The following is a 24,523-nucleotide window of genomic DNA, read 5'->3' on the forward strand; positions in this document are numbered from 1 at the left end:
TTAAGGAGTGACACTGTGAAGTTTGGATACACGATTGTTTATGTCCCCGATGTCGAAGCCTCGATCCGTTTCTTCGAAGACGCTTTCGGCTTCTCCCGGCGCTTTCTCGACGAATCCGGTGATTACGGTGAACTCGACAGTGGCGCCACCACCCTGGCATTCGCCAGTCGCGAACTGGCCCATTCCAACTGCGAAGGCGGCTACCAGTTCTGCAGCCCCCAGCAGCAACCCCTGGGTATCGAGATCGCCCTGGTCACCGACGACGTGCCCAAGGCCCATGCCAAGGCCCTGGCCGCCGGCGCCACGGAACACGCGGCGGTGCAGAAAAAGCCCTGGGGGCAGGTGGTTTCCTATGTCCGCTGCCCGGCCGGGACCCTGGTGGAACTGTGCACCCCGGTGGGCCAGTGATTGGTCGGCCCGACCCAAGACACCGGCAGGGAGTGCCCAAGCATGCGTAAAACCGAGGATGCCGTCCTGGCCTTGCTCGAGGACATCGGCAGTACCCACGGCCACCTGCTGCAGGTGGTGCAACGGGTACGCCAGGTGGTGGAGGAGTGCTGCGGCACGGTCGCCGAATCGGTGAAGTACGGGGGGATCCTGTTTTCCCGTGTCGCGCCTTTCTGCGGGGTCTATGCCTATACCGGACACGTGTCGGTGGAGTTTGGCCAGGGCTATCTGTTCGACGACCCGCATGGGGTTCTGGAAGGCTCGGGAAAGTTTCGTCGACATATAAAGCTGCTGACACTAGCGGATGTTCAAGACAAGCAACTTGCCGATTATGTAAGGCAAGCACTCAAACACTAGTTCTTTGAACTGAACACATAACTAACGGTTGTTTCCTGCGGGGGATTCTATCCCCCGCACGGGACCTCATTGCCCTTAAAAAACACAGAGTGGAACAGCACATGAGCGATGCCAGCACCTACGGCGAAACCCTGGCCGATATCTATGACGATCTGTATGGCGAGGCTCCGGCCAATGCCATCGAAGTGCTGGTGGCCATGGCCGGCACCCGTGAACCGGTCCTGGAACTGGGCATCGGCACCGGACGCTTCGCCTTGCCGATGCGCGAGCGCGGGGTCCAGGTGCATGGCGTCGATGCTTCGCCGTCGATGCTGGAGAAACTGCGGGCCAAGCCCGGCGGCGCCGAGCTGCCGCTGACCCAGGCCGACTTCGCCACCCTCGAAGGAGTCCGCGGCGGGCCCTTCAGCATGGCCTTCTGCACCTTCAGCTCGTTGTTCCTGCTGCCGTCCCAGGCCGCCCAGGTCAGTTGTTTCAAGGCCACCAGCGGCTTGCTCAAGACGCGCGGACGGCTGGTGATCGAAACCTTTTACCCGGACCTGTCGCGCTACGCCAAGGACCAGCCGGTGTACGTCGGCGGCCTGGAGCGCAACGAGGTGCTGCTGGAAGCCTCGCGCCTGGACCCGGTGGCCCAGCGGGTCAGCTGCCGCTTTATCCGTCTGCAGGCGCAGGGCATGCGGGTGATTCCGGTGGAGCTGCGCTACGCCTGGCCGGCCGAGCTGGACCTGATGGCCGAACTGGCCGGCATGCGTCTGCTGGAGCGCTGGTCGAGCTGGGACAAGACGCCCTTCGTCGAGGGCTCGTTCAAACATATATCCGTTTATGAAAAGTTGCCGCAGGCCTGAACTTATTGAACTTCGGAGTTGCTCATGGAAGTTCCGCAAATTGCAATTGATGCAAACCGGAAACAGCCTTCGGCCCGCGAACTCATGTTGGCCGGCGAATGGTTCTGCACCCCTGACATGGAGTTGGCACGGATGCGCATGCGTGCCCAGGAGTTACAACGGCTTTACAACAATTGTTCGCCGCTGGATATCAAGCAACAACAAGCCTTGCTGGCCCGACTGCTCAAGCGAGTGGGGCGCGACAGTTGGGTGGAAGCCAACTTCCATTGCGATTACGGCGTGCATATCGAAATCGGCGACGAGGTGTTCATCAACATGAACTGCACCTTTGTCGACGGCAACCGGATCGTCCTTGGCGATCGGGTCTACCTCTCGCCCAACGTGCAGCTGATGACCACCCGCCACCCGCTGCAGCCCGAGGCGCGCACGGTGCTGGTCGATGGCCGGCGCAAATGCGTGCAGCGCGCGGCGCCCATCGTCCTGGGCAACGACGTCTGGGTTGGTGCCGGGGCCGTGCTGCTGGGGGGCGTGGAGGTGGGCGACAACAGCGTGATCGGCGCCGGCAGCGTGGTCACCCGTTCGATTCCCCCCGGTGTGCTGGCGGCGGGTAATCCCTGCCGAATCATTCGCTCGGTCTATGAGTGAACCCATTGGATGTGCCTATGAGAGACGTGACAGTGAATATCGATGACATGAGCAAGGGCAACACCGGCGGCTTGGCCTGCGGTGGCGCAGCGGCGCTGGCCCACGGGCCGCTGTGCGTCTGGTTCACCGGCCTGTCCGGTGCCGGCAAGTCGACCCTGGCCAGGGCCCTGGAGGCTCGGCTGGGGGCGCTGGGGGCGCGGGTCAGGGTGCTCGATGGTGACGATCTGCGCAGTGGCTTGAACAGCGACCTGAAGTTCGCCGCCGCCGACCGCAAGGAGAACATTCGTCGTTTGGGGGAGGTCGCCCGGCTGTTCTACGACAGTGGCTACATCGTGCTGGTCAGCGCCATTTCGCCCTTTATCGAAGATCGCCAGCGGGCGCGGGCGCTGTTTCCTGGCGGGCATTTCCTTGAAGTGCACGTGGCCACCGCCCTGGCGCTGTGCGAGTCCCGCGACCCCAAGGGCCTGTATGCCCGGGCTCGCAGCGGCCAGCTGGCGCAATTCACCGGGATCGACAGCGCCTATGAGCCGCCACCGGCTTGCGAGTGCCAGATCGATACGGCCGGACGCAGCGTCGAGGAGGGCGTCGCCCAGTTGCTTGAGCTGATCGGTCCCGGTCCGGGAGGGCGCCGTTGATGGCCACTTCAACCTTCGAACGCTGGCTCAAGCGTTACCGCTTCTGGCTGTTCGCCCTGACACTGATTCTGGTGGCGGTGCTGTCCTGGGGGATGACCTCGATTCGGTTCGCCGCCGACTACCGGGCGTTCTTTCCCGAGGGCGAAAAGACCGTCGAGCAACTGGATGCGCTGCATCGTCAGTTCGGCAAGTCCGACACCTTGCTGTTCGTGATCAAGAACCCCAAGGGCACGATGTTCAACCGTGCCTACCTGGAACAGCTGCATGAGCTGACCCAGCGAGCCTGGCACATTCCCCACGCCTATCGGGTCGACTCGGTGACCAACTTCCAGCATGTGTTCGCCGAGGACGACACGGTGCACGTCGAGGCCCTGGTGCGCGAACCGGCGGACCTGACGCCGGCGCATATCCAGCTGATGGAGCGCCTGGGACGCAACGACATCGAGCTGGTCAAGCGCCTGGTGTCCAGCGATGGCCAGACCGTGGGCGTGCTGGTGACCCTGCAGTTTCCGCCCCAGACCCTGGACGCGGCGCTCGCCGCCACCGCCGAAGGCCAGCGCCTGCTGGATGACTTCGCGCGCAACAACCCCGGCCTGGAAGTGCACCTGACCGGGCTGGCCGCCGTGGAGGCGGCCTACCCGCAAGCCGCGCAACAGGACATGGCGGTGCTGACTCCGCTGATGTACCTGATCATTCTCCTGGCCAGCGTGCTGATGCTGCGCAGCCTTGGCGCGCTGCTGGTGGTGTTGATCGCCATCAGCCTGGCCACTGCCGCGACCCTGGGCGCCAGCGGCTGGCTGGGGTTCGAGGCGACGGCTCTGACCGGGCTGCTGCCGACCATCGTGCTGGCCACCTCGGTGGCGGAGATCATGCATGTGCTGTCGGCGGCGCGGCAGATGAGCGGCCAGTACGGCGAGCGCCGGGTGGACCTGGCCTGTGCGGCAATCAAGGACACCATCAAGCCCATCGCCATCGGCACCGCGACCAATGCCGTGGGCTTCTACAGCCTGGTGTTCGCCGCGTCGCCGCCCTACAAGGAGTTCGGCGTGCTGGCCGCCATCGGCGCGGTGATGGCGCTGCTGGTGACCCTCTCGGTGGCCGCAGTGTTGATTCCGCTGCTGCGCCTCAAGCCGCTGGAAGGCGCGGCCAGCCGCCGCTACTCGGCGTACATGGAGCCGTTGCTGCGCTACCCGAAACTCTGCCTGCTGGGGTTCGTGGTGCTGTTCGTGCTGGCGATCGAACCGGCCCGCCACAACCTGATCAACGACCGGATCGTCGAGAACTTCGACACCAGCATCCCGGTGCGCAATGCCACCGAGTTCGCCATGGACAACCTGTCCGGCATCTATCGCCTGGAGTACGTCGCCACCTCCAGCAAGGGCGATATCTCCGACCCGGCCTTTCTGCAGGAACTCGATCGCTTCGCCCAATGGCTCAGGGTCCAGCCGGAGGTCGATTCGGTGACCACCCTCGGCGATGCCCTTAAGAAGCTCAACCAGACCATGAATGGCGGCCGGCCCGAGGACTACCGCTTGCCGGTGGACCCGGCGCTGGCGGCGCAGATGCTGCTGGTCTACGAGATGTCGTTGCCCTTTGGCCTGGACCTGGGCAGCCAGATCAACATCGACAAGTCGGCGACGCGCCTGGTGGTGACCCTGACCCGGCTCGACACCCAGCAGATCCGCGACATCAAGCAGCGGGCCGATGACTGGTGGCAGGCCAATGCCCGGCGCAGCGCGCTGATCCCGGGCCTGGGCACGGGGGAGGCGGTGGTGTTCGCCAACCTGACCCACATCAGCATCGAGTACATGGTCAACGGCCTGCTGTTCGAGTTGCTGACCATCACCCTGATGGTGGCGTTCTTCCTGCGCAATGCCGGCCTGGGGCTGATCAGCGTGCTGCCCAACGTCTTTCCGTTCTTCATCATGTTCGGCCTCTGGGGCCTGTGGCGCGGCGAGATCAACACCGCGGCGATCAACGTCTGCGTGGTGGTCTACGGCCTGATCGTCGAGGCCACGATCCACATCATGAGCCACTACAAGGGGCTGCGCCTGGAGCAGGGCCACTCGCCCCGGGAAGCCCTGCGCCTGACCTACCAGCATGTGCTGCCATCGGTGTTCGCCAACTCGGTGATCCTCGCCTCGGGCTTCATGGTGATGACCCTCTCGCCGTTTTCCATGAACGCCGATTTCGGCCTGCTGGCGGTGATCGCGATCTTCCTCGGACTGATCTTCGACGCCCTGTGCCTGCCCCTGGTGCTGCTGACCTTCGACCGCTTTCTGTGGGGCCGTGCCGCCACCCGGCTGGCGGCCCGCGAAGCCTGACCCGACCCTCATTCAGACAAGGACTCGACCATGAATCACAAAGCCGCATTCGGCGCCTGCCTGTCACTGTGCGCCCTGTTGCACCAGGCACCGACCCTGGCCAGCCCGGAACAGGAACTGGGGCAGCAATACGCCCATCGCTGGCGTGACAGCGACCTGGGCTACCAGGACACCAGCGCGCGGATCCGCCTGACCCTGGTGGAGAAGGAGGGCGCCCGCACCGATCGCTTCATGCGCATGAACAGTTTCGAAACCGCCAGCACGGCGGTGGGGGACAAGGTGCTGCTGACCTTCGAGGCCCCGGAGAACATCAAGAATTCCCGGGTGCTGATCCACTCCAAGATCAAGGAAGGCGATCAGGTCTGGCTGTACCTGCCGGCCCTGAAACGGGTCAAGCGGGTGGCGGCGGCCGACCGTTCCGGCTCGTTCTCCGGCAGCGAATTCTCCTACGAGGACATCGGTTCGATGGAGGTCGGCAACTACGACTACCAGTGGCTGCGCGACGAGCCCTGCGGCGATGCCGAGTGCGCGGTGGTCAAGCAGGTGCCGCTGTACCCGTACTCGGGCTATTCGTCGATCTGGGTCTGGTACAACAAGGCCGACTACCGGCAGATGAAGACCGAGTACTACGACCGCAAGGGCAGCAAGTTCAAGACCTTGACCCTGGATGGCTACCAGCTGTTCCTGGGGCGCTACTGGCGCGCCCTGAACATGACCATGGTCAACCACATCACTGGACGCCAGACCATTCTGGTCAGCTCCGACGTGCAGTTTCGCACCGGCATCGGCGAGGACGCCTTCGAACCGGCCCGGCTCGGAAACCTGACCCAATGATCACCCGCCGTCCCGGGCTGGCGGCCCTGGTGCTGGGGCTGTGCGGCGCTGTCGCGCAGGCCCGGGCACAGGTCCAGACCCTGCCCCAAACCCAGGCGGCGGAGCAGGAACTGTCGGCGAAGATCGCCCTCAAGCGCTATTTCTTCACCTCGTCGCCCGCCGACGGGGTCGACGACGACAGCCTGCCCGGCACCGCGCAACTGGGCCTGGACTATCAGTACCTGCAGAGCTGGGACAACCTGCGCCTGCGGCTGGTGGTCAACCCGCGCTACCTCGCCAGCGCCAAGAGGGATCCGCGCCCGGACTTCTACTGGGATGAGCTGTTCGTGCTGCTGGAGCAGGACAGCCGGGAGCTCAAGGTTGGCCGGATCAAGGAACACTGGGGCGTCATGGAAACCCGTCAGTTGGTGGACGTGATCAACACCTACGACAACCTCGACGGCCTGCAACCGGAGGAAAAGCTCTCGCAGAAGGCCCTCAAGCTGGGCAGCAGCCTGGGCCCCGGGCACCTGAGCCTGTACCTGCTGGACGGCTTCGAACCGGTGCAGTTCTACCGCGAACCGGCACGCTTTGCCGCTTACCGGGTGCAGTCGGAGGCCGAGTATATCCACGGCGCCGACCGGGATGGACTGGATGTGGCGGCGCGTTATTTCGTTTCGGTGTCCGATCTGGACATCGGCCTGAGCTACTTCAAGGGCACCAACCGCGCGCCGGCGTTTCGCACCGCGGGCGACAGCCTGGTGGCCCAGTACACCGAGGTCACGCAGTGGGGGCTGGACGCCATCTGGGTCCGCGAGCAGTGGCTGTACAAGCTCGAAGCCCTGGACCAGCGGGTTTCGGACAGTGCCTACAACTCGCGCAAGCTGTCCGTTGGCCTGGAGTACGCCATCACCCGGGCCTGGCGTGACGCCGACCTGAGCCTGATCGGCGAGTACCACCGCGACCAGGATCAGCGCCTGGCCCCGGTGAGCATCTTCGACCGCAAGTTCCTGCTCGGCGCGCGCCTGGAACTCAACGATGCGCACCTGTCTTCGCTGTTCCTGGGCTACACCGCGCAGGCCTCGGACCTGGGCAACAACATGCTCAGCGCCTCCCTCGACCTGGGGCTCAGCGATGCCCTGCGGGCCGGGGTTTCCGCCGTGCTGGTCAACAGCTCCAGCAGCGATGCGGTGTGGGATGCGCTGGCCAGCGACTCCCACCTGGCCCTGGAACTTTCCTATTCATTCTGATCGCGCCGGTCACCACCGGGGCGATCCCATGCAGTCGCTATAAGGGGTAACGCCATGGAAACGCTGCTACAGATCGTCGGCTTCGGGCCCGCCGCCCTGGGCCTGTTCATTGCCGCGGACCGCAATGGACGCTTGCAGGCATTGCTCGACGGCGGGGTGCAGGTGCATGAGCGCAGTGCGTCCTTCAGTCAGTGGGCGTGCCTGGCCTACGCCATTGAGGCCAACTCGCCGATCGCGGACTTTCTCCGGGGCATCCGCAGCGATGGGGTGTTCGCCCAGTGTCTGCGCCAGCCCCGGGTGCAGCGCTGGCTGCAGAACCCGGAGCAGGTGGTGTCGCTGGTCGAAGTCTCGGCGTTCCTGCGCCAGCTGGCCCAGGTGATCCTCGATCTGTGCCGGGACCAGCCCAACGCGGCGATCCATTTTGCCCACCCGGTGGCCAGTGTTCGCAGCGCCGCCAGCGGTTTCAGCGTCCAGGGCGACTGGGGCAGCAGCCACAGCCGTTACCTGGTGCTGGCCTGTGGCGCCCGGGTGCGCGACCTGCAGCCGCAGGAGGGCGCGGCGCCAACGGCAAGCCTCAGCTGCGACCGGGTGTTGCGGGGCCAGGCCGACCCGCTGCTGCTGCAGGCCCTGGAGCAGGGCCGGCAACTGCTGGTGCTGGGGGGCAGCCACAGCGCCTTCTCCGTGGTCGGCTACCTGCTGGAACGTTTTGCCGGTCGCCTGCCGACGGGGGCGATCCAGGTGCTGTGCCGACAGCGTCCGGCACTGTGGGCGGCCTCGGCCGGGGTCGCGCCACCCTTGCAGGCCCAGGACCTGATCGACGAGGAAAGCGGCGAGGTCAACCGTTTCTGTGGCTTGCGCGGCGCCGCCCGCGACACCCTGCTGCAGATCGAGGCAGGGACCCGGGCCTGCGTCGAACTGCATATCGGCAGCGCCGATCCACGCCCCTGGCTCAGCCGCGGCGCGCTGCTGATCAATGCCACCGGCTACCGCCCGAGGGTGCCCGGGCTGCTGAATGCGGCGGGCGTCAGCCTGACCCTCGACCAGCGTGACGGCAATCTGTGCAAACACCCGCGAACCCACGAACTGATGGTCGGCGGTCAGGCGCTGCCCGGGCTGTTCGGTACCGGGCTGGGTTATGCCGACCGCCGTGGCGACACCCTGGAAGTCGGGGTCAATTTCTTTCATGGCCGTTGTGCCGGAAACATTCTGCATGCCGTGCTCTGACGGCATTTCACTTCAAGCAAAGCCACAGGAGGCTGCATGCATACAGTGACTGCAACACGTTCGGAACTTCAGGCGGCGCTGGCGACACTGCCCGGCGCGGGCGGCGCGCAACCGGCGGCGCTGGACGATCTGTTGGCCAAGCTCGGGCGCCCGCAGCGGATCTACCAACTGCTCTCGTCGCGCCTGACGGTGCGCCAGGTGCTCTGGTGCCTGGCGCAACTGCTGGCCGATGAGCGCGTGGGCCAGGTGCCGGGCACGGATGCACCGCGTTTCGTCTGGCAAGGCGCGCCGCACACGCCGGCGCCCGGGCAGGGGCTGCATCTGGTCAGCGATGACTGCCTGCAACTGAACCCGCATTTTCGCGAGATCCTTGCCGACCTCGTCAGCGACAAGCAGAACCGCTACAGCCAATCCATCGAGACTTACGAGACCCTGGTGCGGCGCTACAAGATCATGCAGAGCCTGGGCGACCTGAACCATGAGGCGCTGTTGCTGCTGGGGGACGACGCGTTGTTCTCGCTGTTTCTCGCGGTCCACGGCTACCGCCGGCAGATCGTGGTGGCGGACATCGATCCACAGTTGCTGGCGACCATCGCCCGGGTCGCGGCGCAACAGGGTTTCGACAATATCGAGGTGGTCCACTACGACGTCTTTGAGCCGTTGCCCCCCAGCTTGCATGGCCGCTTCGACTGCTTCGCGGTCAATGGCTTCAAGGACCTGGGGGGGCTGCTGATGTTCGTCGGCCGCGCCCTGCAAGCACTCAAGGCACCGGCGGCGATGGCCAGCGGTTACCTGAATTTCGGCAGCCACGAGGTGCCCTCGACGGCCCGGGTCCAGGAGGAGGCGGAGCTCTATCAGACGCTGTTGCGCTTCGGCATGTACCTGGATTACTGCGTGCCCTGTCCGGAAACCCATGTCGGCCCGGACTTCGAAGAGGCCTTCAGCGCTAGCGCCCGGCGCCTGGCCCAGGTGCCGCCGGCCTTGCGCCTGGCGGCCTGTGCTGTCGAGCTGCAGGGGCTGTACCGGGATTTCGAGCAACTGTCCTGGGTGCAGATGGCCAATTTCCCCGACATCCAGCTCTCGCCGCTGAAAATGGGCCGTTGCCGGGTGGTGGAGCGCAACGACCGGGAGATCTCTCGTTTCCTGCGCCTGGGCCAGCTCTATGCCGGCGGCGCCATCAATGCCCGCTGAGGCGCCGCGTGGCCGGGTGGTGGTGCTGTCGCCGCACCCGGACGACGCTGTCTGGTCGCTGGGCAGCGGCCTGGGACCCTGGGCCGGGGGGCGGGAGATCGTGCTGCTGAGCCTGTTCGCCGGCGACGCCGCTCCGGCAATCGCCCGGGCCCATGCCGGCGAACAGCGCTGGCGGTGTTTTTCCAGCCCCGGGCAGCGGCGCCAGGAGGATCAGCGCGCCGCGGCGGTCCTCGGTTACACCTGCTCGAGCCTGGGGGCGCAGGATGCCGCCTTGCGCCTGGATGGCCACGGCGAGTTCGTGCATGCCAGCCCGCAGTCGCTGTTTCTCCAGCCCGACCCGGCCTCCTGGCCGGAGCCCGACCCTGGGCTGCTGCAGCGCCTGCGCGGCTGCCTGCGGCCGCAGGATGTGCTGTGCGCGCCCCTGGCCATCGGTGCCCATGTCGATCATTGCCTGACCCACCGTCTGGCGCGCACCCTGGACAACCGGCTGTTCTTCTACAGCGATTTTCCCTACGTCGAACAGTGCTCCGCACAGCTTGAGCAGGCGCATGTGCAGGCCCTGGGCCTGCGCCTGCGGGCGCGGGACATTGCCTGCTCCTGGTCACGCTGGCGCGAGGCCGCGCTGTGCTACCGCTCCCAGGTGCTGATGCTGTTTGGCAGCCAGGGGCGCTTTCTCGATGCGCTACAGCGTCACTCCCGGGCGCAGGGGGAAAGCGCGTTCTGCCGGATCTGGTCGACCCGGGCGATGTAGCGCTGCAGCGACCCGGTGGGCGACAGCAACTGGTCCAGGGCCAGGGCCTCGGCGATGGGCGCCTGGGCCTGGAACAGCGCCAGGTTGTGCCGGTGATCCTGCCAGCGCTGGGGGTTGTGATGGGACATGTGATAACCGCAGGCGGCGGGGGCCAGACTGAGCCGGACCCCGGCCCGCCACAGGCGGTAGCCCAGGTCCAGGTCTTCCATGCCCCAGCGCCGGCCATAGGAGGCATCGAAACCGCCAACTTGCTGCCAGGCGCTGCGGGACACCGAGATATTGGCTCCGGCACTGGCCAGCCACGGCCACTGGCTGGCCCGTGGATGTTCCGCGGCCTGCTCCAGGGGATTGGCGACGACGCGCGCGCCTTCGGCGGTCCAGCGCCCGGCCAGCAGATCCTCCGGCAGGATCGGCGGACAGCCGGGGCAGCCCAAGGCCGGATCGCTCAGGGTGCTCAGGGCGATCAGTTCCCGCAGGCGGCCGTGGACCAGGCCGCCCTGGGCGCGCTGGGCCTGCAGGTGAGCCTCGAAGAAACCGTCCCGGACCAGGATATCGTCGTCGAGAAACAGCAGTACCTCGCCCTGGGCCAGGCTCGCCCCGAGGTTGCGCGCCGCCGCGCGCCCCAGGCCTGGCGAGTGGAGTATCCGCACATCGCTCAAGGCGGCGAGCTGGGCCGTGACCGCCGGTTCCGCGGCGTCGGCGACGATCAGGGTTTCGAATTCGCAACGTTGCTGCTGGCGGCGCAGGCTGGCCAGGGTCAAGCGCAGGCGCTCGGCCTTGGCGTGTACCGGGATGATCACCGAAAGCCGCATCAGACCCCCTCGTCGCGCAGGGCGGCGGCCGGAGCGGCCTGGGCAGCGCGTCGGTTGAGCTGGTAGTGGCGCTGGGTCATCAGCGCCGCCGCCACCAGGTTGCCGATCAGCATGGCTTCCACCAGACCGTTGAGGCCGCGCTGCCAGTGCAAGGTCAGCAGCCAGCCCAGGGGCACCATCAGCAGCAGATAGGCAATGCCGTGGATCAGGGTGGGCGCCAGGGCGTCCTCGCGTCCGCGCAGGGCATTGGACATGACGCCCTGCCAGGCGTCGAAGGGCAGGGCCAGGGCCAGCAGCAGCATGCTCGACAGCGCCGCCGCCAGCAGTTGCGCGTCATGGCTGTACTGCGCCAGCAGCGGTCCGGGCAGGGCGCCCAGGAGCAGGGCGCACAGCGTGCTCAGCGTCACCCCCAGCCACAGGCCGGCCTGGGTCGAGCGCTGGATGTCCGGCAGGTCGCGGTTGCCGTGGGCCATGCCGACCAGGATCGAGGTGGCAAAGCCTACGCCCATGGGAATCATGAACAGGATCGAACGGATGTTGACCAGCACCGCGCAGGCGGCGGCGATCAGCGGCGAGGCCACCCCGGCCATGACGGCGATCAGCATGAAGGCGCCGGCCTCGATGCCGAAGCTCAAGCCGCCGCCATAGCCGATGCGCCGCTGCATCTGCCATTGCGACCAGCCCCAGGCGAAGCGCCGGTTGATGCCGAAGTCGGCCCGGTCCGCCATGAAGCGGTGCACGTAGAGCACGATCGCCAACGCCATCAGCAGCCTGACCAGGGTGGTGCACCAGGCCGAGCCCAGGGCGCCCATTTCCGGCAGGCCGAAGGCACCGTAGACCATGGCGTAGCACAGCACCCCGTTGATCAGGTTGCCGCCCAGGATCACCAGTGTGGCGGGCATGGGCCGGGAGATGCCTTCGAGGAAGAACGAATAGGCGATGTAGATCAGGATCGCCGGCAACCCCAGGGCCACCACCCCCATCAGTTGCGCGATGGCCGCGGCCAGGTCTGCCTGGACCCCGAAGCGGCTCAGCAGGGGCAGGCTGGCGACGCTGGCCAGGGCACACAGCAGGCCCAGGCCCAGGGCCTGGACCACGCCGCGCTGGGCGGCCAGGCCGGCGGCGCGCGGGTCTTGCTGGCCGATGGCGATCGAGCCCATGACCAGGATGCCCAGCAGCAGCCCGGCGGCGATCAGCATGTAGGTGTCGGCGATGGCGTGGGTGATGGAGATCGCCGCCAGCGACTCGGTGGCGTAGCGCCCGACCATCATGGTGTCCACCAGCGACAGCAGCAGGAAGCCGATGCGCGATACCACGATCGGGCCGGAGAGTCTGGAGAGTTGCAGCAACTTGTCTTTGAGCAGGCTTGAATCGGCCATGGGATGGGCTCCTGGCTGCGGCGCGCGGTCATTGAACCGAAGGTTCGGCGCCGGATGACGATAGGTGGGGGTACAGGGCGGACATGGCCGAGGCCAGCGAGCGCAGCTTGCGGTATTCACCCTCGCGGGCCTGGGGGTTGCCGCCCAGGGTGGCCAGGTGCTGGCGGAGAAAGGTCCGGTAGGGGGCGACATTGTCCTCGGCGGCAAAGGCCAACGGGGTTTGCCGGCCGTCCACCGTCAGCGTCAGGCTGGGTTGCGCCACCCGGTTCAGGCTGAAGCCGAAGGTGGTGTGCAGGTGCAGTTCCCCGGCACTGCCGTACAGGGTGATCCGGGTGGCGTCCCGTTCCTGGTGCGAGGCCCAGGCCGTGCTCATGCGGATCAGCGGGCCGCCCTCGACCTTCAGGCAACTGAAGGACTGGGACTCGACCTCAATGCGTGCCTCGCTGGCCAGGGCCTGGTCGGCGCGCCAGCTGGCCTGGTGCTGCCCGGCGTCGTCTGGCGCGGCCACGTGGTGGTAAAGCGCGGCCTCGACCAAGGGGTAGTCCAGCACCTGCAGCGCCACCTCCAGCAGGTGCCAGCCCAGGTCGGCGCCGGACCCGGCCAGGGCTTGATCGGCCCGGGTGAACCAGGAGCCGGGGCGCGGTATGCCGCGTTGGCGCCGCCAGCTGATATCGAGGCAGTGCAGGGTGCCGACGGCGCCGCCGGCCACCGCCGCGACCAGGGCCCGGACATCGCTGCGGTGCGAGGCCGCGGCGCTGACCAGCAGCTCGGTTGCGCCGGCCCGGCTGCGCTGGATCAGGCATTCGGCGTCTGCCAGGGACAGGCAGGCGGGTTTTTCCAGGATCACGTGCAGGCCCTGGTCCATGGCCCGCAAGGCTTGGTGCACGTGATGCACATTGGGTGAACAGATCAGCGCCAGGTTGCAGCCGTGCAAGGCCTGGGTGCTCATGCAACGGTGCCAGCGCGGCGCCGGTGACAGGGCCGGGAAGGCCTCGGCGGCGTCGACCTGGGGGTCGATCACCGAGACGATCTGCGCGTGCTGTTGCACCAGCAGCGGCGCCCAGACCTGGCGCACCACCCACCCGGCTCCGACCAGGGCGACACGGGGCTCGATCATTGCGCGCCGACCAGATGCTGGTGGACCTTGGCGATTGCCGCGGCAATGTCCAGGGTGTCCTGCTCGCTGCCGAGCAGGGCCCGGTGATGGATCCAGATACCGCGCTGGGCCATGCGCTCGCTCACCGGGCAGGCGGCAATGCACTGCTCCAGGTCCTGCCGCGTCGGTGCCGGTGCCTGCCAGTAGCTCGGTATGCGGTACAGCGCCTGGTAGGCGCGAAATGCCGGAATGCCTTCGGCCACCAGGCAGTCCACCACCTGGTTGCGGTCCAGCGGCGGCTGTCCCGGGAGGTCGTCGAGGGTGAACAGGAACATGTAGTAGGGGTGGGTGTGGGCATCCGCGGTACGCACCTGCGGCGTCACCAGCCCCTGGCGCACCAGGGTTTCGCCCAGCAGGTGGGCGTTGTGCTGGCGTACCCGGGTCTGCTGTTCCAGGCGCCCTAATTGGGCACTGAGCACGGCGGCGCTGAATTCGCTCAAGCGGGCATTGGTGCCGACCACGGTGTGCTGGTAGCTGCGATCCCCCAGGGGCCGCCCGACGTTGCCATAGAGGAAGACCTTTTCCCGCAGTTCTTCATTGGGGCACAGCACCAGGCCGCCTTCACCGGCGGTCATCAGCTTGAAGTTCTGGAAGCTGAAGCAGGCCAGGGAGCCGTATTCGCCGATCCCGGTATCGCCCAGGCCACGTGCGCCGTGGGCGTGGGCGGCGTCCTGGATGATCACCAGTCGATGCTGGTCGGCGATGCGCGCCAGGCTGCGCATGTCGCATAGGTGCCCAGCCATGTGCACGGCAATGATTGCCCGGGTGCGCGGACCGATGGTGGCCTGCACCGCCGCCGGGTCAATGCACAGGGTATCGGCCAGCACATCCACGGCGATCGCCGTGGCGCCGATGCGCTGGCAGGCCATGGAAGTAGAGATGAAGGTGAAGGCCGGCACTATCACCTCGTCGCCGGGGCCGATACCGGCCGCCTGCAGGGCGATTTCCAGGGCTACCGTGCCGTTGCTCACGGCAAAGGCCGAATGGCCCCCATGAAGTCGGGCAAAGGCCTGCTCGAAATCGAGGTTCTCGCGGCCCTGCATGCGCCACCACTGGCCCTGATGCAGGCTGCGCAGCAGGGCGTTTTCTTCCTCGACGCCAAACTGCGGCCAGTCGGGGTAGGGCGTGTGTCGAACCGGGGTGCCGCCATGAATAGCCAGGGTCATATGTCCATTCCCTTGGAAAGGTTGAGCAAGCGACAGGCAAACAGGATCCGACCGAGATATCCGCGGGAAATCTCGGGGGCTGGAAGTGTTGTGCCTTAAGTTTTATCCGTTTGTCGGATTGGCTTGCGTTATTGCTTTTTAAGTTTCGATTAAAAGGCTGTTGGTGGGTGACTTTCAGCCAGGTGCCGAAGATAGCATGGGATTTAAAAGTCAATGCAAGGTTATTTTTAGCAATGCTTTGTAATATTATGAAATAAACTCGAAGTTGCAGTTATCGTGCGGGAATTAATTCCTGTGTTAAAAAATCGCAAACAACCTGAAGGGCCGGAAAGGCCCGTAATCTATGGGGTTTTCCTGGTTATTCAGTGGGCCTTGGTCTGCTGCTGCAAGTACTGCTGACGTCAAGGAAGTGGCGTCTTATATGTAAAATACTCTCTGCGGCAACTCTTTTAATCAAGGGAGTTGTTTGTGAGTGGCTGCCGTTTATCTGTTTTGTATATGTGTTGAAGTTCGCCTTGTTGCAAGGCGAATGTCATTTCGTGGTCATGTTTAAGTGTTGGTTCGATACTCGTTAAGTGTGTCGCAATCAAGGACGATAAAGGGCGAACCGCTATTATGAAAACGCTGATTGTCATTGCCGAAGGAATGGACCCGCAGGTCTTGGAGTCTGAAGTTGCCAAAGGACGGCTGCCCTGGTTTTCGCAACGCCTGGGAGCCAAGACGTACCGGCATCTGGACTGTGGTCCGGTGCCTTATGAGCCGAGCAACCTGGCAACCGCATTCTCGGGCGTCAACCCCGGTCGGCACGGCTGTTTTTCCTACTGGAGTGCCCACAGTTCGGGAGAGATCCCGCGGATTCTGGAAGCCACCGATGTCATGGCGTCCCGGCTCTGGGAGTGGCCGGAAATGGCCGACCTGCGTTTCGCCGTGGTCAACGTGCAGCTGACCCATCCGCCGCGGCCGCTCAATGGCACGCTGATCACCTACCCGATGCAGAACTCGATGAACACCAGCCACCCGCGCAGCCTGTTGCGCGACCTGAACGCTCAGGGGGTGCGCTATGCCCACGACGTTTCGCTGTTCTATACCGGCCAGCCCTTCGAGGAATTCGCCGCCCAGGCCATGCGGATCGCCGAGCACCAGCTCGACAGCGCCATGGCCCTGGGGGCGGAGGCGGACGTGATGATCGTCAACCTGACCCTGGCCGATCGCCTGTCGCATTTCATGTGGTACGAGATGCTCGACCCCGAACCGGCCCGGCGCCCGCAGATACTGCAGGCCTATGACTTCATCGATCGCGCCTGTGCCCGCCTGCAGACCCTGGCGCCGGAGTCGATGCTGGTGTTTTCCGAGATGGGCTTCGGCGAATTGAAGGGTTTCTTTTCCATCAACCAGCACTTGCAGGCCGCCGGTTTGCAGGTGCTCGACCCGCAGGGCCAGGTCGACCTGCAGCGCAGCGTGGCCTTGGAGACGGTGCAGGGCTCCCACGGGGTGATGCTGTGCCGCGACCTGTGCAATGAAGGGCGAGCCAGCGATGCCGAGCGCCAGGCGGTGATGCAGTGCCTGGAGGCGATGCGCTTTGCCGACGGCCAGCCGGCGCTGGCCGTCGTGCGGCCGCGGGAGGCGGTCTACCAGGGCCCCTACAGCCACCTGGCGCCGAGCCTGATCGTGACCCCGGCAGATGCCCGGCGCCCGCCGTTGGGCGACCCGCGCTGGGCCAGTCATGTGCGCCGCACCGCCCAGTCGGGATGGCACCGCGAGTGCGGCTTTGTGCTGCTGGACGGGGCCTGGATCGACGCCGCGCCGGGGCCTTTGCAGTTGCAGCAGATCGCCCCGACCATCGCCGGATTGAGCGGTTGCCAGGCCTCGGACCAGTGCGAAATGCCGGGTTTCGCATGCTGAATCCGGTCCGGCAGCGGCTGGACCTGGCCCAGGGCATTCTGCACAACCTGGCCAAGGTCGATGACCGGTATCGGCGCTTCAGCGTGGCCGCGGCGCAGGCCGGACTGTATGGCTTGGCCGCCGACGAACTCTCGGCCCTGGAGGCCATCGGCCTGGCCTCGCGGCACCAGGGCGAGGAGCGGTTCTTCGACCCCGACGATCTGTACAACCTGTCGCTGCACCTGCGTCTGCCGTCGTTGCACAAGCTGGCCATGCGCAGCTGGGCCGCGGCGTTTCGCCATTCCGAGCGCGATCGGCGGGTGGAGCTGGTCTACGCCCTCGACGAGAAAACCCCGCCCCGGGGGCCGATACAGGTACTGGTCGGCGATGAGCGTCTGTGCTCCCTGGAGGCCGCCGCGGGCGGTGACTTCCATCGCCAATGCCTAGTCATACCGGGCCGAAGACTGCTCCTGCCGAGCCCCTTTCGGGAGCTGGTCGAAGAGGTCTGCGCCGACATGCAGTTCTACATGCTGCATGACGGCATTCGCTGGGACCTCGACTTCATGCGCCGACACCAGTTGGCCGAATGCGGTGGATTTTCGAAATTGCTGGTCGAACAGGCACAGGCTCGTGGCCTGCCGGCCAGGCAGGTGTTCGGCCTGTTGCTCAGTTCACCCTATGCCACCGGCCATTACTGGGCCGAGCTGCAGATCTGTGGCGAGTGGGTCGCCGTGGACCCCCTGATGATCCGCCTGTTGTCTGAACAGGCGGGGCTTGGCTGTGGTCCGTGGCCGCTGCACCGGTCGCCGCTGGGCGCCCTGTTGCGGCTCTGTGTGGTCGATGCCTACGACCAGGACGGAGCGCCATGCCTGAGCTGTTTCGATGACAAGTACTTTCGCCAGCTTCCCGTGGCGACGGCAGGAACCACGCAGTACCGGGTGTCTTACAGGGTAGCGGTTCAGCTGCCCGCCTAAATCGATCGCAGATAGGGAAAATCATGCTGAAACTGAATGGACGAGTGTGCCTGGTCACAGGGGCATCCGGTGTGCTGGGCGCCGCGATATGTGAAGCGTTGGTCGCCGAAGGCGCATGGGTATTCGGGGTCTACCAGCACAACATCGAGCGTATGCAAGCTCTGGTCGCCAGGACCGGGGAACTGCCCGGCACACTGATTCCGGTGGCCTGCGACCTGACATCCGCGCAAGACACCACGCGCCTGCTGGCCACCCTGGCCGAGGGTTCGCGACCGGTCTACGCCCTGATCTGTTGCGCCGCCAGGATGCTGCGCAAGTCCGCCTTGCTCAGCCATCAGCAAGACAGCGAGCAGCTGTTCGATCTCAATGTGCAGGCCACGATACGCCTGGTGCGCCAGGTGGTGCGGCCGATGATCGGCCAGCGCGAGGGGCGGGTGGTGCTCCTGGGCTCGCTGGCCGGCGAAAGCGGCATGCCGGGACAGAGCCTGTACGCAGCGTCCAAGGCGGCCCTGCATGGCTATGCCCGCTCCCTGGCGTTCGAGGTCGGCGAGTTGGGCATCACCGTCAATGTGGTGGCCCCCGGCGCCATCGCCGCGCCGTCGAGCCACTACAGCGCCGAGGACGAGCGGCAGGTCTGCCAGCGCATTGGTCTGCGGCGCCTGGGGCGTCCTGAAGAAGTGGCGGCGGTGGTCGGCTTTCTGGTTTCGCCCCAGGCGTCCTATGTCAACGGCGCGGTGCTCGCGGTCGATGGCGGGGGGCGTTTCTGATGCATTGCGCAAGTGTCGATCTGGGTGGCAGCAAGATGGCCATCCATTGCAGTGTCGGCGGCCGGGTGGTGCAGCGTGAGCGCATCGAGATCGCGGCCGGTTGCAAGCCGCAGAGCATCATCGAGCAGGCGGTGGTCCTGCTGTATCAGCAGATCGCCCTGTACGGCCCGATCAATTGCCTGGTGATTGCCAGCGCCCCGACCATCAACGCCGACGGCACCATCATCCGCTGGCCCAACCGGCCGGACTGGGAAGGCCTGGCCATTGGCCCGGCGCTGCGCATCGAAGGGGTCGAGCGGGTGATCTGGTGCGATGACGGCACGGCCGCGACCTTTGGCGACGCCACGGTCATGCGCGCCTCCAATCTGGTGCATTTTTCCCTGGGCACCGGGGTCGGTGGCGGGGTGGTCTATCAGGGGCGCATGTTGCCCAATCGGGAGCTGGGACACCTGCTGGTCTGGCCCGGCGGCGCTCCCTGCTCCTGTGGCCGGGCGGGCTGTCTGCAGGCCTATGCCTCGTTTCGCTCGCTGGACAAGTTCGTCGCGTCGATGGGCTTTTCCGATGAGGCCACGCTCAATCACTGGCGCTTGCGGGCGGTACAGGCCCTGGCCCTGGCCACGGCCAATCTGGTGGAGCTGTTCCGGGTCGAGGTGATCTGCCTGGGCGGCGGCATGCTCGGGCGCTTTCCGGAAATTCCCCAGCAGGTGGGCATGCTGCTGCGCGAGCCGGGCTACCTGAAGCCGTCACTGACGCCGCCGCTGGTCATGCACTCGCCCCAGGGCACCGAAGCCACGGTGATGGGCGGCCTGTATCTGGCCCAGGCCAGCCCCGAGGTGCAGAACGAGATCTGCGACGGCGGCATCGACAATTCCAGGGTCACCATCCGCCATGTCAGCAACGGCATGAGTTTCATCTCCATGAGTGCCAAGTGAGTGCGCCATGCCAGACCTGCACGGACGTATCAATCATCAGAAGAGGGAAGCGCTATGACCCAGGAACAACACGTCGGGCCCAAGGGCATCAAGCAGGCACTGGCGGCCTCCGTTCGAGCCTGGCGCTCGCCGGACCGGCTGGCGATGTACTTGATAGGGGTAATGATCTTCTCCCTGGGGGCGCTGTTCTTCATCGTCAGCCAGTTGGGGACCGATCCGTTGGATGTGTTTGTGATTGCCCTGAACAACCAGCTGCAGGTCGGGCTGGGAGCCTGTTCGGCGCTGTTCTCGGTGGGTTTGCTGCTGTGGTGGGCGCTGTGGAACCGCCAGTGGCCGCCGCTGAGTCCGTTCATCACCACCACCCTGACCGGCCTGTTCATCGACCTTTGGCTACTGCTCGAGCTTGATCAGGCGCTGGCGGCGATCCTGGGGCCCTATGTACTGCTGAGCATTGGCCTGGCCCTGTGCGCCTATGCCTCGGCGCTGATCATCATGAGCGGCATCGGCATCCGGGTCATCGATCTGCTGGTGATCAGCATGATGAACAAGCTCGGCTGGTCCTTCACCCTGGCGAAGATGGTGCTGGAGATCAGCATCTTTCTTGTTGGCTGGGCCCTGGGTGGACCCTTCGGCATCGGCACCATTGCCTTTCTGCTGATCATTGCGCCGATGATCAAGCCGTTCATGAACATGAACGAGCGCTACCTGCGCATGGGCAACTATGGGCTCAAGCGGCGCAATGCCGAGTTTGCCCCGCCGGTGTCGCTCTCGGGCAAGTAGGCCCGGCAGGCTCAGGGGGCGATTGGCCATGGCGGCGCAGGTGGCTGTTGCGCCCTCGGGTGTCTGCGGTGTCTGTGCAAGGGGCCGGGTCAAGCGGCAGCGTCGGCCGGTGCCGCACGCTGCCGGTGTTTGAATATTCCCGGGAATAATGCTGTGATTGCGCCCCCGCCCCTGGGGCGACCGCGCTTTTACAGAGACACAACGAAATGGATAGCCAAGAGACGACAACCGGGATGTCGCAGTTGCCTCCCGGCAGCCAGGGGCGCGAGCGCCTGGAGGCGATTGCCGCCAGCTGCGCCCTGGTGCTGGAAACCAACAACCTGCGCGGCGGCAAGGATGCCCTGGAGGCCCTGCACAGTCTTGAGCGGCTGATCGCCCGGCTGGCCCGGCAGAGTCTGGCGCCCCAGTCCCTTGCCCAGTGGATCATCACCCACGATGGCCTCGACCTGGCGGCGCGCGAGGCCTTGTGCGCCCTGGCGGGGCGGCCCGTGGATTTTGTCGAGATCGATGGCGGCACCGGCTACTACGACGCCAAGAATGTCGGCTTTGACGCGGTCGACCGGCAGCGCTGCCAGTACGTGGTGTTTGCCGACGCCGACTGCATTCCCTGTGCCGGCTGGCTGGAGCAGTTGCTTGCCCCCCTGGCCGGGCCCGATGCGCCGCTGGCGGTGGCCGGGCGCACCAGCTATGCGCCCAGCGTCGCCGGCAGCGCCCTGACCGCCATCGACTTCATGTACTTCCCCAGCCCCTTGCGCCAGGGGGCCACGCGTAACTTCTATGCCAACAACGTGGCTTTTCGTTGCGACACCTTCGAGCACTACCGCTACGAGTCGCTGGACGGGGTGTACCGGGCCCATTGCCAGGTCATGGGCCTGCGCCTGCAAGCGGCCGGGGTGGCGGTGCTCTATGCCCCCGCCGCCCACACCGAGCATCGTCTGCCCGACAGCCAGGGCGAAGTGCTCAAGCTGCGCTGGCTCAGGGGCGGCGACAGCGTCGACCTGACCCCTTATCTGGTCCGCGCCTACCTGCCGGGCTGGCTGCAATGGCTCGCGCGCAGCGGGCCCCTCGGCCCCCTGTGCGTGATGCTTGGACGCCTGGGCTACAGCCTGCGCGCCCTCAATCACCAGGACCTGCCGCCCTTGCGCGGGCTGCGGCGCCTGGGGGCGATGGCCATGGTCACGGCCATTTCCCTGCTCGATACCGCCGGCGCCGTGGTCCGTGGTTGCGGACTGCAGATCGGCCGCGCCAGTGCTCGCCACAGTGAAGCGCTGTCCTACCACCGCCACCTGGATTGATCCGCGTCGCGCCGCATCGTCGCACGCCACCGGCGTGCCTAGAGGAAACTTCCATGCACAAACCTTCACTTGCCTCATTCGGCCGTTCCCTGCTGTGCCTGGCGGTGCTGGCCCTGGCAGCCCAGGCCCAGGCCGCGCCCAGCGAGTTCACCGGTCGAGGGGTGTATCACTTCGCCTCGGACAGTGGCTGTGCCACGCCTGTCTCCAGCGACATCGAGTGCAACCGGGTGGCCCTGGACGTGGCCGACGCCCGTGCCAGCGTCGACCGGCAAGCCCGATCCATCGTGATCGAGGCCGCCAGCGATCATGACGACAAGACCGTGATCGGCGACATCCTGCTGCACGGCAGCGGCATCGCCGGTGATGGCCAGCGCGTGCCCCTGAGCCTGCAGGTGCTGTTGCGCCGCTCCGGTCCCAAGTGGAAGACCGACACCTATGTGCATGCCCCGGTGCGCGGCGCGTTTCGCGACATCGCTCTTGATCCCTACCGCATCAGTGTCCGCGAGGGGGCCGGCGAGCGCCTGCTGCTGAGCGCCGAGCAGGCGCGCAAGGTACTGGCCCAGCCGTCGATCGCCGCGCGGGTGGCCAGCTATTTGGTGGTGGTGCGCCCCAGTGACGCGCAGAACCCGGCGGCCGACGACATCACCATCGGCCTGGGCATTGGCCGGGTGTCCAAGTCGCTGATGCGCGCCAGCTTCGACGCCAGGCAGGCGGACACCCAGGCCCTGCAGCAGGTGCTGGAGCAGGGCACCTGGAACCTCGACCTGCGCGCCCTCAGTGGGCAGATTCCGCGGTGGGTGGTGCAGCGCCAGCTGTTCGTGTTCGGCCTTGAGGACAGCCCGTTGCTCCAGGAGGTGCGCCGGCGCGGCCTGAACAAGCACGACAATCTGCAACTGGGCGCGGTCAACGGCCAGGGCTACCTGCGCTACAACGGCCAGGAGCAAGCCTTTCCCGGTGCCGCTGCCAGCGGTAGGGCCTTTATGCGCGACAGCTTCATCGGCCTGATCCTGGCCTGGCACCACAGCCAGCAGGCGAGCAGCGCCGCCGCGGCGCAGCCCGGGCAATGAGCGCGGAGCAAGGGCGGGTGGGCGCGGCCGATTTCAGCTGCCTGAACCAGCCCCGGGCCCGGGGCCTGGGGGCGCTGCAGGCGCGCCTGGTGGACCGCATCAAGCGCGCCGCGCTGCGGCGCCTGCACCTGAGCCAAAGGGGCGAGCGCCTGTTGTTGCGCATGTACCTGGCCGGCGAAGACGCCACCGAGCGGGCGCTGCTGGACGAGCTGCTGCCGCAGTCGCCGCCCTGGCTCGAACGTCAGGTGCAGCAGCATCTGGCCGATGAGCAGCGTCATGTGACCCTGTTCGCCGAGGCCCTGCGGGCGCTGGGCGACCAAGGCGCCCAGCGCCTGGAACCGGACTGGCTGAGCCGGCGCAAGATCCTGCGCTGGCAGCGGCTGGCCCATCGCTATGCCGGGTATTTCGAGCATGGCCTGCTGGTGCCGGCCTATGCCACCGGGCTCTGCGCCGAGCAGATGGCCGAGCGGGTGTTGCGCCGCCACTGCGCCGTGCTGGACCCCGGGCATCGCCTGTATCCGCTGTTGGCGCGGGTGCTGGCCGACGAGCAAGCCCACGTGCGCCTGTGCCAGAACACCCTGCGGCGTATCGTGGCGCCCGGGGAAGCGCACCGGCTGGCGGCCTTGCTCAGGGAGATACGCGCCGTGGATGCCAGCTTCGGCGTCAGCGGGGCCCTGGCCATGCTGGGCGCCGGCTGGGTACTGGGTGGCGTGGGCCGCCGCCGATGAGTGGGCGAATTCTCTACCTGGCCACCGCCGACGCCCGCGGCCACCTGATGCGCGCGCAGTTGCTGGTGCATGCCCTGCGTGCGGCCGGGGCCCAGGTCGAGGTGCTGACCACCTCGGCGCCGGGGCAGGCATTTCTGCAGCGCTTCGGCATCCAGGCGCAGATCCTTTCGCTGCACTACGCGGTGCAGTTCGACCGCGAACAGAACATGCAACGCCAGGCCACCAACCGCAATGTCGCCCATTACCTGTTCCGTCCCGGACGCATGCTGCGGGACATCTTGCACTTGAGGCGCCGCTGGCGCGGCGTCGACCTGGTGATCAACGATTCCTTCCACCCGGCGTTGCTGTACATGGGCATGCTGCCGGGGTGGCGGCGCAAGGTGGTGCATGTCTACGGCGCCAGCCTCAAGCGGGCGCTGCTGAACAACTTCGAGGGCTTGTGGCCGCGGCAGTTCGGGCGCCTGTTCGGCTGGATCGTCGGCCGCCAGATCGATGCGGCGCGGGCGCGTATCGAGCATGATTTTGCCTATGACGTCGATGATGCCCAGGCCCCGGCGCTGTATCGCCTGCCGACGCCGGTGGCCCTGGCCGAGGCCTTGCCGGACGCGCTCGGGGCGGACGCGGCGGTGTACCTCAATCCGCATTTTTGCGAGCTCGGGCTGGCCGACGCCTTGAGCGCCGGGCTGGGGGATGCCGGTCTGCACGGGCATCGGGTGGGCGAGGGGTATGCCGGGCACGATGGCTGGCTCGGGGTCGATCCGCACTGGGCCAGTCGTGCGGCCCGGGCCCGGCTGATGGTGTCGGCCCCCGGCATGGCCGCGCTGGCCATTGCCCGGGTCTATCAGCGGCCGATCATCCTGGTCCTCAGCGACCAGCCTGAACAGACCAGCAATGCCGCTCGCGCCGCCCAGCTGCAGGTGCTGCACCGGGTGGTGACCTGGCGCGGCGACGCCGCCGATTTTCGCCGGCAGGTGGCGCAAGCGGCGCAGCAGTTGAGCGCGGCGGCGCCGGCGCCCGACGTGGTGGCGGGCAACCAGCGTGCCCGGGCGCGGACCGATGCCTGGGTCAGCCGTTTGCTCGGCTTGTGAGGACGCCACCTTGAAGCGC

General features: G+C 66.3%; 24 protein-coding genes. 20 read left to right on the plus strand and 4 right to left on the minus strand.

Translation table 11 applies throughout. The features are described from left to right. Positions 1–15: 15 nt before the first annotated feature. From L1O02_RS13080 to L1O02_RS13130, 11 genes are all read left to right on the plus strand, one after another. Positions 16–408 carry a VOC family protein gene (locus tag L1O02_RS13080; protein WP_060839860.1) on the plus strand — a complete coding sequence of 131 codons (393 nt, stop codon included), beginning with the start codon at positions 16–18 and terminating at the stop codon, positions 406–408. Positions 409–450: 42 nt separating this feature from the next. Further along, the gene (locus L1O02_RS13085) at positions 451–804 is read left to right on the plus strand and encodes a DUF1801 domain-containing protein (RefSeq protein WP_060839859.1); all 354 of its coding nucleotides are present in this window, start codon (positions 451–453) and stop codon (positions 802–804) included. A 101-nt stretch (positions 805–905) separates the two neighbouring features. Next, positions 906–1,646: a class I SAM-dependent methyltransferase gene (locus L1O02_RS13090; RefSeq protein ID WP_235760031.1), complete on the plus strand. Its 741-nt coding sequence runs from the start codon at positions 906–908 to the stop codon at positions 1,644–1,646. A gap of 132 nt (positions 1,647–1,778) precedes the next feature. Then, positions 1,779–2,291, plus strand: a complete 513-nt coding sequence (locus tag L1O02_RS13095) for a sugar O-acetyltransferase (protein ID WP_231978967.1) — start codon at positions 1,779–1,781, stop codon at positions 2,289–2,291. Between the two features lie 17 nt (positions 2,292–2,308). Continuing rightward, positions 2,309–2,926, plus strand: a complete 618-nt coding sequence (gene cysC / locus L1O02_RS13100; RefSeq protein WP_219915008.1) for an adenylyl-sulfate kinase — start codon at positions 2,309–2,311, stop codon at positions 2,924–2,926. Further along, entirely contained in the window at positions 2,926–5,250 is a 2,325-nt protein-coding gene (locus tag L1O02_RS13105; protein WP_108545538.1) for an MMPL family transporter, read from the plus strand. The genes cysC and L1O02_RS13105 overlap by 1 nt, the downstream gene beginning before the upstream one ends. A 30-nt stretch (positions 5,251–5,280) precedes the next feature. Then, positions 5,281–6,084 (plus strand): outer membrane lipoprotein-sorting protein, encoded by an 804-nt coding sequence (locus L1O02_RS13110; RefSeq protein WP_060839855.1) that lies wholly within the window; start codon positions 5,281–5,283, stop codon positions 6,082–6,084. Next, entirely contained in the window at positions 6,081–7,313 is a 1,233-nt protein-coding gene (locus L1O02_RS13115; RefSeq protein WP_060839854.1) for a hypothetical protein, read from the plus strand. Before L1O02_RS13110 ends, L1O02_RS13115 begins: the two co-directional genes overlap by 4 nt. Before the next feature lie 54 nt (positions 7,314–7,367). Then, on the plus strand, positions 7,368–8,537 hold the full coding sequence (locus L1O02_RS13120; protein ID WP_060839853.1) for a hypothetical protein: 1,170 nt from the start codon (positions 7,368–7,370) through the stop codon (positions 8,535–8,537). Between the two features lie 36 nt (positions 8,538–8,573). Then, on the plus strand, positions 8,574–9,728 hold the full coding sequence (locus tag L1O02_RS13125) for a bis-aminopropyl spermidine synthase family protein (RefSeq protein ID WP_060839852.1): 1,155 nt from the start codon (positions 8,574–8,576) through the stop codon (positions 9,726–9,728). Beyond that, positions 9,718–10,479, plus strand: a complete 762-nt coding sequence (locus L1O02_RS13130) for a PIG-L family deacetylase (protein ID WP_235760032.1) — start codon at positions 9,718–9,720, stop codon at positions 10,477–10,479. The genes L1O02_RS13125 and L1O02_RS13130 overlap by 11 nt, the downstream gene beginning before the upstream one ends. Here the strand turns inward: L1O02_RS13130 and L1O02_RS13135 are convergent. The 4 genes from L1O02_RS13135 to L1O02_RS13150 are packed head-to-tail and all read right to left on the minus strand — an operon-like array spanning position 10,419 to position 14,992. Beyond that, entirely contained in the window at positions 10,419–11,291 is an 873-nt protein-coding gene (locus L1O02_RS13135) for a glycosyltransferase (RefSeq protein WP_060839850.1), read from the minus strand. The genes L1O02_RS13130 and L1O02_RS13135 overlap by 61 nt on opposite strands. Continuing rightward, positions 11,291–12,670 carry an MATE family efflux transporter gene (locus tag L1O02_RS13140; RefSeq protein ID WP_164990719.1) on the minus strand — a complete coding sequence of 460 codons (1,380 nt, stop codon included), beginning with the start codon at positions 12,668–12,670 and terminating at the stop codon, positions 11,291–11,293. Before L1O02_RS13140 ends, L1O02_RS13135 begins: the two co-directional genes overlap by 1 nt. A gap of 28 nt (positions 12,671–12,698) precedes the next feature. Further along, positions 12,699–13,787, minus strand: a complete 1,089-nt coding sequence (locus tag L1O02_RS13145) for a Gfo/Idh/MocA family oxidoreductase (protein WP_060839848.1) — start codon at positions 13,785–13,787, stop codon at positions 12,699–12,701. Next, positions 13,784–14,992 carry a DegT/DnrJ/EryC1/StrS family aminotransferase gene (locus L1O02_RS13150; protein ID WP_060839847.1) on the minus strand — a complete coding sequence of 403 codons (1,209 nt, stop codon included), beginning with the start codon at positions 14,990–14,992 and terminating at the stop codon, positions 13,784–13,786. Before L1O02_RS13150 ends, L1O02_RS13145 begins: the two co-directional genes overlap by 4 nt. 615 nt (positions 14,993–15,607) lie before the next feature. Between L1O02_RS13150 and L1O02_RS13155 the strand changes: the two genes are divergently transcribed. The 9 genes from L1O02_RS13155 (at position 15,608) to L1O02_RS13195 (ending at position 24,504) form a co-directional block, all read left to right on the plus strand. Continuing rightward, the gene (locus tag L1O02_RS13155) at positions 15,608–16,894 is read left to right on the plus strand and encodes an alkaline phosphatase family protein (protein WP_060839846.1); all 1,287 of its coding nucleotides are present in this window, start codon (positions 15,608–15,610) and stop codon (positions 16,892–16,894) included. Then, entirely contained in the window at positions 16,888–17,847 is a 960-nt protein-coding gene (locus tag L1O02_RS13160; RefSeq protein ID WP_235760033.1) for a transglutaminase domain-containing protein, read from the plus strand. Before L1O02_RS13155 ends, L1O02_RS13160 begins: the two co-directional genes overlap by 7 nt. A 23-nt stretch (positions 17,848–17,870) precedes the next feature. Continuing rightward, positions 17,871–18,614 (plus strand): SDR family NAD(P)-dependent oxidoreductase, encoded by a 744-nt coding sequence (locus L1O02_RS13165; RefSeq protein WP_060839844.1) that lies wholly within the window; start codon positions 17,871–17,873, stop codon positions 18,612–18,614. Continuing rightward, positions 18,614–19,546, plus strand: coding sequence for an ROK family protein (locus L1O02_RS13170; protein ID WP_060839843.1), 933 nt, complete (start codon positions 18,614–18,616; stop codon positions 19,544–19,546). Before L1O02_RS13165 ends, L1O02_RS13170 begins: the two co-directional genes overlap by 1 nt. A gap of 54 nt (positions 19,547–19,600) precedes the next feature. Then, a complete protein-coding gene (locus L1O02_RS13175; RefSeq protein ID WP_060839842.1) occupies positions 19,601–20,326 on the plus strand; it encodes a membrane protein in 726 nt (241 codons plus the stop codon). 233 nt (positions 20,327–20,559) lie between these two features. Continuing rightward, positions 20,560–21,621: a glycosyltransferase family 2 protein gene (locus L1O02_RS13180; protein ID WP_235760034.1), complete on the plus strand. Its 1,062-nt coding sequence runs from the start codon at positions 20,560–20,562 to the stop codon at positions 21,619–21,621. Positions 21,622–21,674: 53 nt separating this feature from the next. Next, on the plus strand, positions 21,675–22,688 hold the full coding sequence (locus L1O02_RS13185) for a hypothetical protein (protein WP_235760035.1): 1,014 nt from the start codon (positions 21,675–21,677) through the stop codon (positions 22,686–22,688). Beyond that, positions 22,685–23,416, plus strand: coding sequence for a hypothetical protein (locus L1O02_RS13190; RefSeq protein ID WP_060843930.1), 732 nt, complete (start codon positions 22,685–22,687; stop codon positions 23,414–23,416). The genes L1O02_RS13185 and L1O02_RS13190 overlap by 4 nt, the downstream gene beginning before the upstream one ends. Continuing rightward, positions 23,413–24,504, plus strand: a complete 1,092-nt coding sequence (locus L1O02_RS13195; protein ID WP_108545529.1) for a hypothetical protein — start codon at positions 23,413–23,415, stop codon at positions 24,502–24,504. Before L1O02_RS13190 ends, L1O02_RS13195 begins: the two co-directional genes overlap by 4 nt. The last annotated feature ends 19 nt before the right edge of the window (positions 24,505–24,523 follow it).

It is taken from the genome of Pseudomonas sp. BC42 (assembly GCF_021560055.1).
In the GTDB taxonomy this organism is placed as follows: domain Bacteria; phylum Pseudomonadota; class Gammaproteobacteria; order Pseudomonadales; family Pseudomonadaceae; genus Aquipseudomonas.